Source organism: Antarctobacter jejuensis, assembly GCF_052266595.1.
GTDB lineage: Bacteria > Pseudomonadota > Alphaproteobacteria > Rhodobacterales > Rhodobacteraceae > Antarctobacter > Antarctobacter jejuensis.
Genome location: NZ_JBQQXJ010000024.1, coordinates 25,446 through 38,747 on the forward strand (window position 1 = coordinate 25,446; position 13,302 = coordinate 38,747).

Genomic DNA, 13,302 nt, shown 5'->3' on the forward strand with positions numbered 1-13,302 from the left:
GCCATGAGCGAACAGGGACACTCCATGCCAGCAGCGATGGAAATCATTGACGATCTCCGTTTCGACCCGCCCTTGGCGGTCACGGGCAACGGCTGGGCCTTGATCTCCGACCGTGTCATGGGCGGCGTTTCCAGTGGCGAGATGCGCCGAGAGACGGTTAACGGCCGCGAGGCGATCCGGATGACCGGAGGCGTCAGCCTCGAAAACGACGGCGGCTTCCTCCAGGTTGCACTCGACCTCGGTGACGCGGGTGACGCGGTGGATGCGTCGGATTGGGATGGCATCAGGCTCGATGTTCTCGGCAATGACCAGATCTACAACCTGCATCTGCGCACGTCCGACATCCGGCGTCCTTGGGAGTCTTACCGTCAAAGCTTCCACGCGCCGTCGGAGTGGACCACTGTCTTTCTACCGTTTTCCGAGTTCGAGCCGCATCGCACGGAGCGATCGTTCAAACCGTCGCGGCTGCGCCGATTGGGGATCGTTGCCATCGGACGCGAATTCGAAGCCGATATTGCCGTTGCCGATATCCGCTTCTATGCGGCATCCGATGATGCAGAGGACGGCGCCGCTTCCAGCGACTGAGGCTTGCCGGCACTGATTTCTGAAAAGCTCCGCCCGTCCCCATCCAGGACAGCCTGTTGCCCAGTAAACTGCTGCCAGCGCTTTACTGCCACATCCACATAGGCCGGGTTCAACTCGATCCCGAAGCAGACGCGGCCGGTGGTCTCGGCCGCGATCAGCGTGGTGCCCGATCCCATGAAAGGCTCGTAGACCGCCTGACCTGGGCTGGAATTGTTCAGGATCGGCCGCCGCATGCATTCGACGGGCTTCTGCGTCCCGTGAACCGTGTCGGCATCCTGATCCTTGCTCGGGATCTGCCACAGCGTCGTCTGCTTGCGGTCGCCCGCCCAGTGCCCTTTGCCGGATTTCTTGACAGCATATAGCATCGGCTCGTGCTGCCAGTGATAATCGCCGCGGCTCAGCACAAGCCGTTCCTTGGCCCAGATAATCTGCGAGCGGATGACGAACCCGCACGCCTCCAGGCTTTCCGCAACCTCTTTTGCATGCAGCGCGCCGTGCCAGACATAGGCGACGTCACCCGGAAACAGGGACCAGGCCTCCCGCCAGTCGGCGCGGTCGTCGTTCAGGACTTTGCCGGTGCGTTTGGTCTTGGACGTGCCTGCCTGGTTGCGCCAAGACGGGTCGTACTCGACCCCATAGGGTGGATCGGTACACATCAGCATCGGCTTCACCGTCCCCAGCAACCGCGCGACATCGGTGGCGACCGTGCTGTCGCCACAAAGCAGCCGATGGTTGCCCAGGACCCAGAGGTCGCCCGGCCGGCTGACCGGGGTGTCGGGCGTCTCGGGGACCTCGTCCTCGCCATGCTGTGGGCCGGTGCCATCCTCGGCCAACCCGTTAATCAGCGCGCCGAGTTCCTCGTCCGTGAAACCCGTCAGCCCGAGATCGAACTCCGCGTTCAGCAGATCGCCGAGTTCCAGCCCGAGCAGCTCGTTGTCCCACTCGGCGTTCTCGGACGAGCGGTTGTCCATGATCCGGAAGGCGCGCGCCTGGGCATCGGTCAGACCCCTGGCGACGTGGACCGGTGCGGTGTCCAGCCCGAGCTGGCGGGCCGCTTCGAGGCGCGTGTGACCGGCCAGAACCACCATGGCCTCGTCGACCACGATAGGCTGGCGCCAGCCGAATTCCGTGATCGAGGCAGCGACGGTGGCCACTGCCTTCTCGTTGCGCCGCGGGTTGCGCGCATAGGGAATGATCTGCCCGAGCGGCAGGTCGATGACGTCCATCGATGGATCCGGATGCTGGCCACAAAGCGAAACGGGTGCGGCGCCAAAACGAAATGGCCCCGGACCGGCGTTTCGGTTCAGGCGGGTGTCGGCGGGCCCTCAGGCCCAGTGTTCATTGGGGGTCGCGCTCAAAGCGAAACGAAACGGGTGGTTTCGGGGGTGTTACTGGGAAAGCGTCGAGCCCAGCCCCCCCGAATACACAGGTAAACAGGAAGGACCCGTAAAATCAGTAGGTTGCCGGAGGCGGGAGAATGTTTTCGCGGTCATCCGCCACCATTTCCCCGCTCCCAACTCGTTGTCATCCCGCCCATGCGTCTCTCACGTCTCGTGCGATCATGTTCTTTTTTTAGAGGCCTCGAGCCGAAATGAAAACCACCGCCGATGTTTCTCGGAAAACGCACATCACAGAATGATTTTTCTTGACAGGTCCTGCGCATTCTCGATCACGAACTGCTTCGATCGCTTGGACGATGGCTTGCGTCCCCAGAGCCGCCAGGTGATCAGCGCGATGCCGTACTGCCAGTGCTTGCTGGCAGTCGGGCGGCTGATCCCGAACTCCCAGCAGATTGCCTTCCAGGGCTTGCGGTTCGCCCGGAGCCAGAGGATCCGCGCATCGTCCTTCTCCAGCCAGCGCAGCCAGAGCAGCGTCTCCTCCGCCTCCGAGATCATCTTTGGCGGAGGCAGCGGCCGCCGCATCTTCGGCTCCTGACCCACCTGATCGGAGAAGCTGTACATGTACTCAGGCCAGGCGTTGAAATACCCCTGAGGCTTCACTGCGGGCAGCTGCGTGAAGATGTCCGCCGCCAACTCCAGGCGGTCCTGCACCCGCGCTGTCGTCCAGTCAGTCATTGCGCGCCTCCTGGACCGCTGGCAGCTTGCCGTAGAGCTTCTCACCGAGCTGGCGGACCAGTTCCCGCTCGGGCCAGGTGAGACGGCGATCGTCCAGCGAGACCGCGAGCATGCGCTGTTCATGCCAGCCGTCGTGCTTGACCTGCTCGGGGTCACGGCGCTCGCCACCATAGCCCTTCGGCGTGAACCGCATCCCCTTCATGCCACGCTTCCCTGCGTTTCCAGCGCCCAGAACAGAATGGCGATGGCATCGGCCTCGTTGTCGTCTGCAGGGTTGAAACCACGCGCCTGAGCGGCGGCGATCATTGCGCCTTTTGGCGCGTTGCCTTTGCCAGTGGCGTGTTTCTTGATCGTGCCAACCGGGACTCCGCTGTACGGAATTCCACGCAGTTCTGCCCAGGCTGTCAGGGTGGCGAGAAGACCTCCATAGACGTGTGCCGCATCGGTGCCGAGATGCCGCCGCACCTCTTCGAACCAGATCGCGGCGACGGGCCCGGACAGGCGATCCAGTTCCGCCAGCCAGTTGCCAAAGCGAAGGTAGCGCATCCCGCCGCCGTCGTATCGGCCAGGCCGGAAACTGGCCGTGCCGCTGGTAATCAGCCCGTCACGGCTACGCAGGGCCCAGCCGGTCGTGGTGCCGAGATCGAGGGCAAGGATGCATGATGCCTGAACCACCCCTCGTTTGGGGCGGTTGTCTTGTGCGGGGGTTGGTGTGTTCATCGTAAAGGCTCACAAGTTGTGGGCCTTCGGCTTTGGTCACCACAAGATGTAGCACCCGGCTCGCTGCGGCAAAAGCGAAATTGTTGGTCGGGCGTCGACGGGGCGGCATCGCCTCAAATACGGCTCTTGTCCCAACCTCGGTGCCCGTGGTCCCAACCTCCGGGTAGGTTGGGACAGCCCTTTTCCTCGCAACTTCAATGGCTTGACTTGTTTCCGTCCTAACCTCGCCTGTCCCAACGGGGGGCTACTCTTTTACGTAGGAGTACTTGTTCCCAACGGCTTCCGTTCTCTTACATGAATGTATTGAAAAAGGTTGGGACAACAGAGGGAGGTTGGGACAGCATTGAAATCAATGACGTTTTCCTGTCCCAACCCCCTCAAGAGGTTGGGACGAGGTTGGGACAACCGCTGAGGTTGGGACATACGGAACCACAGCGTCCGTGGCTTCCGATCGCTCAACGTGCATCCGCACAACTGAGGCCGACAACGGACATGCGTCACAGCCGCCTTACGCATGCAACATGCCGCTGAAGCAGACTTTCAGCCTTACGAGGTGAGTTCACGCAGTTGGTGGCGAGCATGGATAGCACGAGGGAAGTCGTCGCACATAACTTTCGGCTTGCAGCGATCTTTGCACTAGATAAGGAATAATGAATCACGTGCTCTAACTACGCCCCAATCAGAATCAGGAACAGATTAGTGAGCAAGAATGAACACGCGGCCGAAGATGCCCGGGAAATGGCTATGATCTTGCGCACTGCAAACTGCATCCGAAGATACGACAAGATTTCGCATGACCTGCTGGCAGAGATACTCGTAGCTGCAGCATTGGAAGGCGTTGTTGAGGGTGGGAATCGGCGCGGCTCTGACGTTAACACTTCGTTATATGGGCGAGTAGAAGTTAAGTCCCGCGTCCTTGGAACTGACGGCGCTTTCCCAAGAGTTTCGTTACGGCCGAGTAATCTCGAGAAAGCCGATCATTTTGTGGCGATCCGCTGGAATCGGGATTTCTCGTTCTACGATGCCGTCATGAATTCGAAAGCATCTGTTCTACACCTTTATCGGGGAAAAGAGCAAAGCTCCGGGGCGGCGCACATCAGCTGGAAAGATTGGTGCGCAGCCACTGACGCAATTAGCTTGAAAGGAAAGATTACCAAAATATTGAATAGTCATGAAAAGTAAGAAAACTAAATTACGATTTTCTCTCTGATTGTTATGATAAAAACCGGAAAACAAGTCCGCATAAAAGAAATAATCGGGGCACGCGGCATTTGCCGCGTCCTGCACTTCACCGCTATTGAGAACATTCCGTCTATTGTCCAATATGGCCTTCTTTCCGTTCAGGAGTGCCGACGGCGCGGCCTTGAAGTTGTCACCACCGATTGCAATCGCTTTGACGGGCGGACTGATACCATCTGCACCACGATCACTAACGTCAATCGCGACATGCTGAATAGAAAGATTGACGATCACCCGAACCGGCGTTGGGTCATACTCCATCTTTCGCCAGAGATTCTTTGGGAGTGCCGTTGCCGCTTCTTGCATACCAATGCCGCGCGTCGTGAAATTTTGCCTCGCGCGCTTTACTACGAATCTGCCGAAGCGTTCGAGGCAATGTTTCATAGCAACCGCGCTGGTATCACAATTATCGGCAAGCAGACCATTCCTTCTAATGTTCCACTCGATCCGCAGGCCGAGGTTCAGGTCTCCGACTACATTCCGGCTCAGTTTATTCAAGGTGCCGAAGTGCGCGGCCGCGAGGACGCCATCCGGGTCGACACCGCGTTTCGCGATTTGCCTGGATGGGAGCGTAATGTAAGCGACGATTCCCATCTCCTCTGGGGCCGCTGAGCTATATTGTCACCTCAACAGAACGGCCTCCAGATCGAAACTGTGCAATTCTCGAGTGCAAGAAGGTCAATCCGCGGCCCAGTGCTTTTCATAGATGCACCTCGACGCGGACCGTCGGATCAGTACGGTGGCTATTTATAGTCTTCAGAGGGGTGTAACGTAACGTACTGAAAATTGGAGTTTCGGAAACGTAGGGTGTCAAGCTGCTCAGGATTTCCGCCTTCGTCAACAGCGATGGAAATCGAAACATCCACCGACAAATGCAAATCCGTTTCTCCGCTCACTTCATCCCAAGGAATCAGAACCTTATCTTCGGAATCGTAGGATGCCGTATCCCAGTCTGGATGCGTAAAACTCGCACGGGCGCTTACCCGAAGGGTTGCGATAGCCAGAATCGAGTCACCTTTTTCAACGGGCTTGAAGGCAGAAATCCTCTCAATCTCTACATCGTCCACCACAACGTCATAGACCTCGGAATCCTCAACATCACCAATTAACCCCCAGTCGTCGACTTCGCTGTTTACAAGCATTGCTAGGTCGTCGGTGTTTTCTTCAAGAAACTCCTCAACAGGCGGCGGGGCCATTTCGAATCCCAGATGCTTGAACAGGTCGGGCAAGGACTTCAAGACTGTGATATTTTCTTCCTGCTTCGCAGGCGCGTCAAAGTCGCCATCGTCCGAAACGATGATGACGGGCGATGCTTCTGTCGAGACTGTCTTCAAGCACTCAAATGTGAAAGCATCAGGAAATTGATCCTTCTTACCCTCACCTGAAAAGAACCCGCTACCGGCAGAGTAAGCAGCGAATACGGTGCTCGGCTTTACGCTGTCAACTTCAAGGACCATTGCTTTCAGTGACGCGAACATTGCGGAGGTCGAGTCAGCATATTTGTTATCGAGCGCAACCTTGATCTCTGACTTGCTGACTTTAGGAAGCTCAGCGCCAAGCGTATCCTCAATGATGCGACGGAAATGCGGCCTGCCCACCTCCTTTATGACGTCAAAATCATTGGCAGAGTGCTTTTTTGAAACCTCGGCAACAGTCAAATCTGTGGTCAGCACATGAATTAGGCCAGCATCCACCAAGTCTCCGACACGCTCGATCTCCGGTCCACCGGGTGGCTTGCCTCCTCGAATTACGATATTCGCATCGAGGAAAACTTGAAGTTGGTTATTCGGCATTCACAGTCACACATGGTCTATTTTTTTTCAGCATACGACCATGCGCTCTACGTTGCCATAGTTCTTCAGAATCGCCGCCCTGCTACCGAGTGAACCTTTTAGGCTGTGTGAGGCCGCTCCTTGAATGGCGGGAGTGGGAGGAGGTTTCCCAAGCAGTAGGCTGTCAACTCGGCAGCCGATACCGCCACGCGCGGCTTGCAGATCGGTCCTGCTCGTCGCGCCCACGATACCGCTCCCATCCTTTCGCCTTGAGATAGGCCGAGACGCGCATCTGGTCGCCACGGGTCCAGTGCCCCGGCTCCAGCCCTATGGCCTCGTCCAGGATCTCACCCACGGACACGTCACGCAGCGGCTCACAGCGCCGCGCCGTCTCGGTTCGCGAGTTGCCGTAATCCGGATATCCATCCGACACGGTACGGATCTCGTGCGTCAGCCAGTGCTCGATCAGGTCGTCCCAGGCGTCAGACTGATACCGGCGATCCTGCTCCTCGCGGGCTTCGGCCAGCAGATCCGGATCATCGATCCACCAGATCGCTCCAGCACGGAAACGGTGGACGGTTTCGGCCCAGAGCTGGTCCCGGTCGTGGGCGAGCGCATCGATGTCGATGGTGCCGCAGCGGAGCGGCCAGAAGCGGCGGTTGCCGGTCTCGTCACGTAGATAGGTGTCGGGGTTCACGGTTCCGGCGAACACACACTGGCGCGGCACCTCGATAGTGTAACGGCCGTAGGGCGGGCGGAACCGATCGGTGGTGCGGGTGAGAAAGGCCTTGATGCGGGAGACTTCAGCACGGCCGATGGCATCGAGTTCCGCGATCTCGACGATCCAGACGCCTTGCATGTGCAGCGCGGCGTCCTTCGAGCCGAGTTCCGGAAGCTCGTCGGTGAACCAGTCCTCGCCGGCCAGAACCTTCAACGCCGTCGATTTCCGGGCGCCCTGTGGCCCCTCGAGGATCAGCATGTGGTCGGCCTTCACGCCGGGGCGGTAGATGCGGGCCACCGCCGAGATCAGCCAGAGCGCACCGATGGTGTGATGGAACGCGGTCGGCTCGGCGCCGAGGTAGGTACTGGTCCAGGTCGCGATCCGGGGCGTGCTGTCCCATGTCAGGGCGTCGAGAAAGTCACGGACCGGGTGAATGCGGGCCTCGCGGGCCACGGCACCGACGGATCGACCGACAACGAGCGGCGCGACATTCACGTCTCGATGCTGCAACCACTCCGCCAGGCGAATATCGTCGCTGTCCTCCCAGGGCCGCGGACATTCGGCATCGGGGGCATCCCAGGGCAGCGGGCGCAGCGTGACAACTTCCTGTCGGAACTCGTCGAATGCGATGGTGCCGGCGAAGTCCGGGTCGGAGTTCAGCGCGATGATCACATTGGCCTCGTTGCGTTCGGGCGTGCCGGAAAGATCGAGCCGGAGCCGATGCGCCCAGGCCGGGCGCACGGTGGGTTTGGACAGATCGCCGGTTCCGTTCAGCCGGCGACGCAGGACGCCAAGCTGCTTGTCGAGGATCGACATGGCGATGCCGGTGCGCGCCTTGATCTGTGACAGAATGTGTCGCTCTTCCATGGGCTCGAGACGGGCCAGCACAAGACGCCCCATCAGGGCACCCAGTGCCGTCAGATCGGGCGGGTTGGTCAGCGCCTGCGTAGCCGCAGCCAGGGTTTCGGCGGTCTCCGGCGCGCTGGTCGCAAGATCCTCCGCAGCGGCGAGGTCCTTGGCATCGACCGCGGCCGGTTCATAATCGGCCCAGCTAGCGCCTTTCAGGAGGTCATCGTTGAAGTCGTCACCATGCAGTGGGGTCACGATCCGGTTCGGGATATCCGCGCTGTTCAGGCGATCCGCGAGCGCGGCGGCGGCTTGGCGGCCGGCGTCCCCGGCGTCGGCGTAGATCGTGAGCTGCTCTGTGCCGTCGGGCCATTTGAATCTCGCCAGGCCATCCGCCGAGAGCGCCGCCCAGACCGGCGTGCCGAAGATCGCCCGAGCGGCCAGCGCTGTCTCGATGCCTTCCGCGACGCCGAGATGGCCATCGTCGGACATCGGGAACAGCCGCACCGCGGCCTCAGCGATGGAGCCCAGCATCTTCTTGCCGGCGGGGGCCTTGCCGCTGCCATCGTCCAGCAGGAACGTGCGATGGATGCCGCCGACGGCCCCGCCTGTGATCAGGCGCGGGATGGCCACCATGCCGGGCCAGCCTCGTCGGCTGTCGTAGTCGGTCAGGTCAGGGTGAAAGAGCAGGTCCGGAGATCCCGGGTCCCGTACTCCGCGGGCCTGAAGGTAGGTCTCGGCGACACTCCCGGCCAGCGGCTGGCAATCCTCGAGGATGCGGCGGATTTCGAGGCTATGGTCGGGGCGCGCTGGTGCCGACGGCCGCTGGCGCGCGCCGCTTTCCAGTTCCATCCGGGCCAGCCGCGCCGCCTCGTCGAACAGTCGGCCATCGGTCATGCCGGTGGCATGGTAGAGAAGATCGACCGGGCCGGCGCGCTCGCCGGTGGCGAAGTCGAAGCCCCAGCCGGCATAGGGCCCATCCAGATGGATCAGGCAGGATCCCTCGCCGCGGGCGCGACGACCGGAGAGATCGGCACAGCGCAGCGCGCGTCGGTCGGGCGTCAGCCGCGCCTCGGGAAAGAGTACCGGCAGCCAGTCGCGCGCAGTGTCGGCGAGACGGGTCTTGATGGCGCCGAGGTCGTGGCGAGACGGCGGGGCCCAGACATTGTTCAGATCGATCATGATGCGCTCATGCCAGGAGGACGAGCCCGCGTTCGGCGCGGGTGATGGCGGTGTAGAGCCAGCGGCGGCGGTCGATCTCGCTGCGGCCGAGCCCGTCATCCCAGACGATCACGTTCTCCCACTGCGAGCCCTGCGCCTTGTGGGCGGTGATCGCCCAGCCGAAGGTCGCCTCGGTCAGCAGGCGTTTTTCCTTCCAGTCGCGGTCATGGCGGGTCCGGTCATAGGCAACATGGTCTTCGAAATGCCCCTTGTAGAGGCGCAATCGGGCCGGACGCCCGTCGCGGCTCGGCGGTCCCACGCGGCGCTCGTCCTCATCGGTCACCACGGCCGAGAAGAAGAGGCTGCCCTCGTCGACGATTTCCTCGAGCGTGACAAACATGCCGTTGATCAGCCCGAGGTCATTCTGGTTCTTCAGGCAGATGATCTTCTCCGCACCCCCGCTGGGCAAGGTGCTGCCGCCAAGCCCGGCGGCGGTGCGCATCGCGTTGTTGAGCTGCAGCCGCGTGGCGTTCATGCCGCAGATCAGCTGGCCGCCGCGCAGCGCCTGGTCCGGCGTGATGTCGCCCTTGCGGAGCTTGGCGACGTGATCGTCGTAGCTGCCGAAGCCGATCGGCGCGCCTTCCCGCGCCAGCGTCGCCAGACGGATAATGGCGCTCTCGGCGGCCTGGCGGTGGATCTCGGTCAGCATGATGTCGGGGGCGACATTCGTGAAGGCGCCCTCGCCCTTGATCGGCGGCAGCTGGCCGGGATCGCCCAGCACCAGGATCGGCTTTCCGAAGCTCATCAGGTCGCGCGCCATTTCCTCGTCCACCATCGACACCTCGTCGAGCACGATCAGTCGCGCGTCGGCGGCATCGCTTTGCGGGTTCAGTGCGAAACGCGGATGTTTCATCGCCGAGAGTGCCTGGCGCATCGCCTCGATCCCCGCCTCGGCCGCGGTGCGGTCGAAGCCGGTCAGGGTCCGAATAGCTTGCTCGGCCTCGCGCATTTTCCGGGTCGCGGCGGTGATCTCCGCCTCGGTCGCCTCGATCACCGAGTAGATCAGGCTGTGGATGGTGCGGGCCGGCGTGCCCTTGCGGGTCAGCACCAGCGCTGCCTTGCCGGTGAAGGTGGCGATGACGACACCGGGCACGCAGATGCCGTCGCGGGCGCTGCGATGTGGCGCGAGGCCAAGCGCGTCGAGCGCGAACTTCAGGACGGTGGATTTCCCGGATCCGGCATAGCCAAAAAGCCGGAAAACCTGCTGGGTGCCGGTCCCGGTCTCGAACCAGGTCCTGACCGTGCGGATGGCCCGGGCCTGCTCGGCCGATGGGATGAAGTCGCTCATGCGGCCCGGCCTTTCACCATGTAATCCTTGACCACTCCGCCTTGCGCGGGATCGCCCACCTGGCATTCCCGCACGAAGACGCGGCGCCCATCGGCCAGCTGGCGCCAATGGCCCCGTCTAATGTGCCAGCGCGGGCTGGCATGGGTCCCTCCCGCCGGCGGCTGTTTCGCGCGGGCGCGCTCGAGGTCGATGGTGACCTGGTGCCAGGTCCAGCCCCGGACGCCGGCCTTCGCGTATCCGGCGCGCTGCGCCGGCATGACCTTGCGGTCCCGGGCCTCGCCGGCATGGGCGAGAATGCTGAGCGCCCGCCAGACAATGCCGGTGGCAACCGCGTGATAGACATTCGCCTCGTCGGTCGAGAGCTTCGGATGCGCCGTGACCTCCGCCACGCCCGGCTCCGCGAAGACGGCATGCACGAGGCAATCCGTCCATTTGCGCCGTTTCCCGTCGCGGAACACAAAGCCCGCCTCGACGCGATCGTCGAACTGACGCGCGTAGACCAGCAGGGAGGATCGGATCGGGTCCCGGTCCTTCACCTCGAAGACAACCGCCGGGTGGGGCAGCAGCAGGGGCTTGTCCATGATCAGCGGACCCAGCGCATCGACCTCGTCGCTGTCGAAGGCCGCCTGATCGGCGAAATGGTAGACCGGCGCCTCCTCGATGCCCTCGAAGAGGAAGCCATAGATCGACGTCCGCCGGAACTCCGACGCCAGCCGCTTGAACTCATAGGCCTCGGGGATCATGTGCGGGCGCTCCAGCAGGTCTGCGCCCAGGCGCAGGTGGGATGCCAGTGCCCGGCGGTCATGCCGCCCTTGCAGACAGCGGCTGTGGGTTCGATCGCTTCGCGCGGCAGCACTTCCCGGGCGTCCGATGCCCGGACAACCGCGACCGCCCGGTCGCTCATCTGCTGCGCCAGCGCCGCGTCGAAGGGGACGAGCTCGGCATAGATTTCCAGCGTGTCGCGGTTGAGCGCGGTGAAGAGCGCCGGGTTGGGCAGGTCGAGATAGGCCTGGTAGAGCGCGATCTGTGCCGCGTAGACCGGTTTCGAGGCCGTCACGCCGCGCTTGACCGTGTCCTTCCAGCTCGACGCGCCGAGCGCCTTGGTCTCCCAGAGGGCCGGATAGTCCATCGCCACGGGTCCGCCGACCAGGCAGCCATCGATGTGACCCTTGAAGCGACCGTTCAGGGCGGTGAAGCCGAATTGCCGGCCATCGGCCCGCTCGGTGCGCAGGTCGAACCCGGCGAGGCGCAGCCAGCTTGCCACCATGTCCTCGCCGCGATGGCCGGCCTCGAAGATCCGCAGGGTCCTGGGTGCGAAGTCCTGGCCCGCATCCTTTGGCACCGCGAGGAAGTCATACTGGATTTGCCGCAGGCAGGCGCGACCCAGCCCGGAAGAACTGACATAGGTCCGGGGCCGCTCACCCGCCTGCCGAGATGTAAGGGCGCCGTCGATCGCGGCGCCGAGGGCCGCGGTGATGTCAGGGAGCCCCAGCGGCGGCAGATATTGCGCTCCCGAGCCGTGATTCATGTCGATCATCACGCACCTTCAGAAGGGGATCGGGTCGTCGAAGGGCCGACCCTTGTTGTCGGGGCTCGCGCCCTGGGACTGCATGCTGTCGATGTAGCCGGTGACGGCCGCCTCGATCAGCCGGTCGATCTCGGCGGCGCTCCGGTGGAAAAACGGCGCCATCAGGCCGAGCTCGGTCAGCGCCGCGGCAAACCCTTTTCGGGCGTCGCGAATGGCCTGGGCCTCGCGGTCGGATTTGTCGATCATTCCAAAATTCCTCTGGGCAAGGTCCGCGCCGATGTCCTGGCACCGGCGCGAACAGAAACTGTAGGAGGGATACCGCGCCCTTTTCAGCTGCAGGCAGAAGCCGAAGCCCCGGGCCTGCCGGCCGCAGAGAGCACAGACGCCGGGCGTCACCCCATCAGCAGGCTGTCGAGGCCGAATGGGTCCGCCGGTGGCGCCGGCCTCTGCGCGGACAGGAGCAGGTAGCGGCCGATCGCCCGCGATGCCATGGCGTCGAGATCGGAAAGCCCGAGGCTTGCGATGGGTCGATCCAGTCTTCCGCGGGCCTCGAGCCATTTGCCGATCTCCCTTGCCGCCGCGCGCGTCACATGCGCCTGCCACTCATCCGGGGTCATCGCGTCAGCTGTTCAGCCAGGCGGGCGCTGCCCCCGGGACAGGCGCTGCCGGGCCTGAAGGTGATGGCGCGACCGGTGCCTGAGAGGCCGCCGACCAGGCCGGAGGCGTCGGGGCGGCGGATTTCCGCGGCGGCGCCTTGACCGGATCGGGTGCCACGCTCTCGCCGCGCATGATCGCCGCATAGACCGGCTCGTTGGGCAGAATGACATTGGCCAGCTTGTTGCTGTCGCGGTAGGTCTCGTTGTCCGAGGTCTCCACCATGATCCGTGCAGCAAAGGTGATCCCGTCGAGCTGCTTCAGCCCGCCGATCACCCGTTTCTCCCGCGCCGACTGGCTGGCATCCTCCGGCATCAGTCCCAGCGCGCTGTCGATCATCGCCCGGAAGGTGCTTTTCGAGATGTTCCAGCCCTTGGACTGACCTTTGTCGTCGAGCTTGCCGCCGGCAACGGTGAAGTTCTGCCAGAACTTGCGCCGCGCATAGGGCCCCTCGACGACGGTAAACTCGCAATCGAGCATCCTGGCATCGCTGTGCGGCGAGGCCTTCAGGAGGCCGGCGTCCATGGGCGTGGCGCCATTCACCCCGCCGGGGCGGATCCGCATCATCACCCTGGCGAAACTGCCGTCGGGGATCAGTTCGCCCATCGGCGCCATCTGCGGGCCGGCATCGTTCAGATCGTAGTTCATGTGGG

Annotated in this window: 15 protein-coding genes; 3 read left to right on the forward strand and 12 right to left on the reverse strand. The window is 62.7% G+C overall.

The features are described 5' to 3' along the window. Positions 1 to 3: 3 nt before the first annotated feature. Positions 4 to 585 (forward strand): CIA30 family protein, encoded by a 582-nt coding sequence (locus ACTXGA_RS22600; protein ID WP_443396980.1) that lies wholly within the window; start codon positions 4 to 6, stop codon positions 583 to 585. Here ACTXGA_RS22600 and ACTXGA_RS22605 read toward each other — a convergent pair. The 4 genes from ACTXGA_RS22605 to ACTXGA_RS22620 all read right to left on the reverse strand — a co-directional run bounded on the left by ACTXGA_RS22605 (position 537) and on the right by ACTXGA_RS22620 (position 3,380). Beyond that, on the reverse strand, positions 537 to 1,811 hold the full coding sequence (locus ACTXGA_RS22605) for a DNA modification methylase (RefSeq protein WP_443396981.1): 1,275 nt from the start codon (positions 1,809 to 1,811) through the stop codon (positions 537 to 539). The two genes, ACTXGA_RS22600 and ACTXGA_RS22605, sit on opposite strands and share 49 nt — an antisense overlap. 402 nt (positions 1,812 to 2,213) lie before the next feature. Further along, entirely contained in the window at positions 2,214 to 2,660 is a 447-nt protein-coding gene (locus ACTXGA_RS22610; RefSeq protein WP_443396982.1) for a DUF6362 family protein, read from the reverse strand. Beyond that, a complete protein-coding gene (locus tag ACTXGA_RS22615; protein ID WP_443396983.1) occupies positions 2,653 to 2,862 on the reverse strand; it encodes a hypothetical protein in 210 nt (69 codons plus the stop codon). Before ACTXGA_RS22615 ends, ACTXGA_RS22610 begins: the two co-directional genes overlap by 8 nt. Further along, complete coding sequence (locus ACTXGA_RS22620) at positions 2,859 to 3,380, reverse strand: crossover junction endodeoxyribonuclease RuvC (RefSeq protein WP_443396984.1); 522 nt, start codon at positions 3,378 to 3,380, stop codon at positions 2,859 to 2,861. The genes ACTXGA_RS22615 and ACTXGA_RS22620 overlap by 4 nt, the downstream gene beginning before the upstream one ends. A 699-nt stretch (positions 3,381 to 4,079) precedes the next feature. Here ACTXGA_RS22620 and ACTXGA_RS22625 point away from each other — a divergent pair. Both ACTXGA_RS22625 and ACTXGA_RS22630 read left to right on the forward strand, forming a co-directional pair. Continuing rightward, positions 4,080 to 4,562 carry a hypothetical protein gene (locus tag ACTXGA_RS22625; protein WP_443396985.1) on the forward strand — a complete coding sequence of 161 codons (483 nt, stop codon included), beginning with the start codon at positions 4,080 to 4,082 and terminating at the stop codon, positions 4,560 to 4,562. Positions 4,563 to 4,595: 33 nt separating this feature from the next. Continuing rightward, positions 4,596 to 5,231, forward strand: coding sequence for a DarT ssDNA thymidine ADP-ribosyltransferase family protein (locus ACTXGA_RS22630; protein WP_443396986.1), 636 nt, complete (start codon positions 4,596 to 4,598; stop codon positions 5,229 to 5,231). 131 nt (positions 5,232 to 5,362) lie between these two features. Here ACTXGA_RS22630 and ACTXGA_RS22635 read toward each other — a convergent pair whose 3' ends face one another. The 8 genes from ACTXGA_RS22635 to ACTXGA_RS22670 all read right to left on the reverse strand — a co-directional run bounded on the left by ACTXGA_RS22635 (position 5,363) and on the right by ACTXGA_RS22670 (position 13,297). Beyond that, positions 5,363 to 6,412, reverse strand: coding sequence for a PIN domain-containing protein (locus ACTXGA_RS22635; RefSeq protein WP_443396987.1), 1,050 nt, complete (start codon positions 6,410 to 6,412; stop codon positions 5,363 to 5,365). Between the two features lie 163 nt (positions 6,413 to 6,575). Next, entirely contained in the window at positions 6,576 to 9,140 is a 2,565-nt protein-coding gene (locus ACTXGA_RS22640; protein ID WP_443396988.1) for a VapE domain-containing protein, read from the reverse strand. Positions 9,141 to 9,147: 7 nt separating this feature from the next. Then, complete coding sequence (locus ACTXGA_RS22645) at positions 9,148 to 10,467, reverse strand: ATP-dependent DNA helicase (protein WP_443396989.1); 1,320 nt, start codon at positions 10,465 to 10,467, stop codon at positions 9,148 to 9,150. Next, a complete protein-coding gene (locus tag ACTXGA_RS22650) occupies positions 10,464 to 11,210 on the reverse strand; it encodes a hypothetical protein (RefSeq protein ID WP_443396990.1) in 747 nt (248 codons plus the stop codon). The genes ACTXGA_RS22645 and ACTXGA_RS22650 overlap by 4 nt, the downstream gene beginning before the upstream one ends. Next, complete coding sequence (locus ACTXGA_RS22655; RefSeq protein ID WP_443396991.1) at positions 11,207 to 12,004, reverse strand: hypothetical protein; 798 nt, start codon at positions 12,002 to 12,004, stop codon at positions 11,207 to 11,209. The genes ACTXGA_RS22650 and ACTXGA_RS22655 overlap by 4 nt, the downstream gene beginning before the upstream one ends. A gap of 9 nt (positions 12,005 to 12,013) precedes the next feature. After that, on the reverse strand, positions 12,014 to 12,241 hold the full coding sequence (locus tag ACTXGA_RS22660) for a DUF6511 domain-containing protein (protein WP_443396992.1): 228 nt from the start codon (positions 12,239 to 12,241) through the stop codon (positions 12,014 to 12,016). A gap of 146 nt (positions 12,242 to 12,387) precedes the next feature. Beyond that, a complete protein-coding gene (locus ACTXGA_RS22665; RefSeq protein ID WP_443396993.1) occupies positions 12,388 to 12,612 on the reverse strand; it encodes a hypothetical protein in 225 nt (74 codons plus the stop codon). Positions 12,613 to 12,616: 4 nt separating this feature from the next. Next, positions 12,617 to 13,297 carry a hypothetical protein gene (locus tag ACTXGA_RS22670; RefSeq protein ID WP_443396994.1) on the reverse strand — a complete coding sequence of 227 codons (681 nt, stop codon included), beginning with the start codon at positions 13,295 to 13,297 and terminating at the stop codon, positions 12,617 to 12,619. Positions 13,298 to 13,302: the final 5 nt, after the last annotated feature.

Coding starts and splice junctions, on each gene's coding strand:
- ACTXGA_RS22640 (WP_443396988.1), bottom strand. CDS start 9,140: ATGATCGATCTGAACAATGTCTGGGCCCCGCCGTCTCGCCACGACCTC.
- ACTXGA_RS22615 (WP_443396983.1), bottom strand. CDS start 2,862: ATGAAGGGGATGCGGTTCACGCCGAAGGGCTATGGTGGCGAGCGCCGT.
- ACTXGA_RS22645 (WP_443396989.1), bottom strand. CDS start 10,467: ATGAGCGACTTCATCCCATCGGCCGAGCAGGCCCGGGCCATCCGCACG.
- ACTXGA_RS22630 (WP_443396986.1), top strand. CDS start 4,596: ATGATAAAAACCGGAAAACAAGTCCGCATAAAAGAAATAATCGGGGCA.
- ACTXGA_RS22620 (WP_443396984.1), bottom strand. CDS start 3,380: ATGAACACACCAACCCCCGCACAAGACAACCGCCCCAAACGAGGGGTG.
- ACTXGA_RS22650 (WP_443396990.1), bottom strand. CDS start 11,210: ATGATCCCCGAGGCCTATGAGTTCAAGCGGCTGGCGTCGGAGTTCCGG.
- ACTXGA_RS22670 (WP_443396994.1), bottom strand. CDS start 13,297: ATGAACTACGATCTGAACGATGCCGGCCCGCAGATGGCGCCGATGGGC.
- ACTXGA_RS22635 (WP_443396987.1), bottom strand. CDS start 6,412: ATGCCGAATAACCAACTTCAAGTTTTCCTCGATGCGAATATCGTAATT.
- ACTXGA_RS22600 (WP_443396980.1), top strand. CDS start 4: ATGAGCGAACAGGGACACTCCATGCCAGCAGCGATGGAAATCATTGAC.
- ACTXGA_RS22610 (WP_443396982.1), bottom strand. CDS start 2,660: ATGACTGACTGGACGACAGCGCGGGTGCAGGACCGCCTGGAGTTGGCG.
- ACTXGA_RS22605 (WP_443396981.1), bottom strand. CDS start 1,811: ATGGACGTCATCGACCTGCCGCTCGGGCAGATCATTCCCTATGCGCGC.
- ACTXGA_RS22660 (WP_443396992.1), bottom strand. CDS start 12,241: ATGATCGACAAATCCGACCGCGAGGCCCAGGCCATTCGCGACGCCCGA.
- ACTXGA_RS22665 (WP_443396993.1), bottom strand. CDS start 12,612: ATGACCCCGGATGAGTGGCAGGCGCATGTGACGCGCGCGGCGGCAAGG.
- ACTXGA_RS22655 (WP_443396991.1), bottom strand. CDS start 12,004: ATGATCGACATGAATCACGGCTCGGGAGCGCAATATCTGCCGCCGCTG.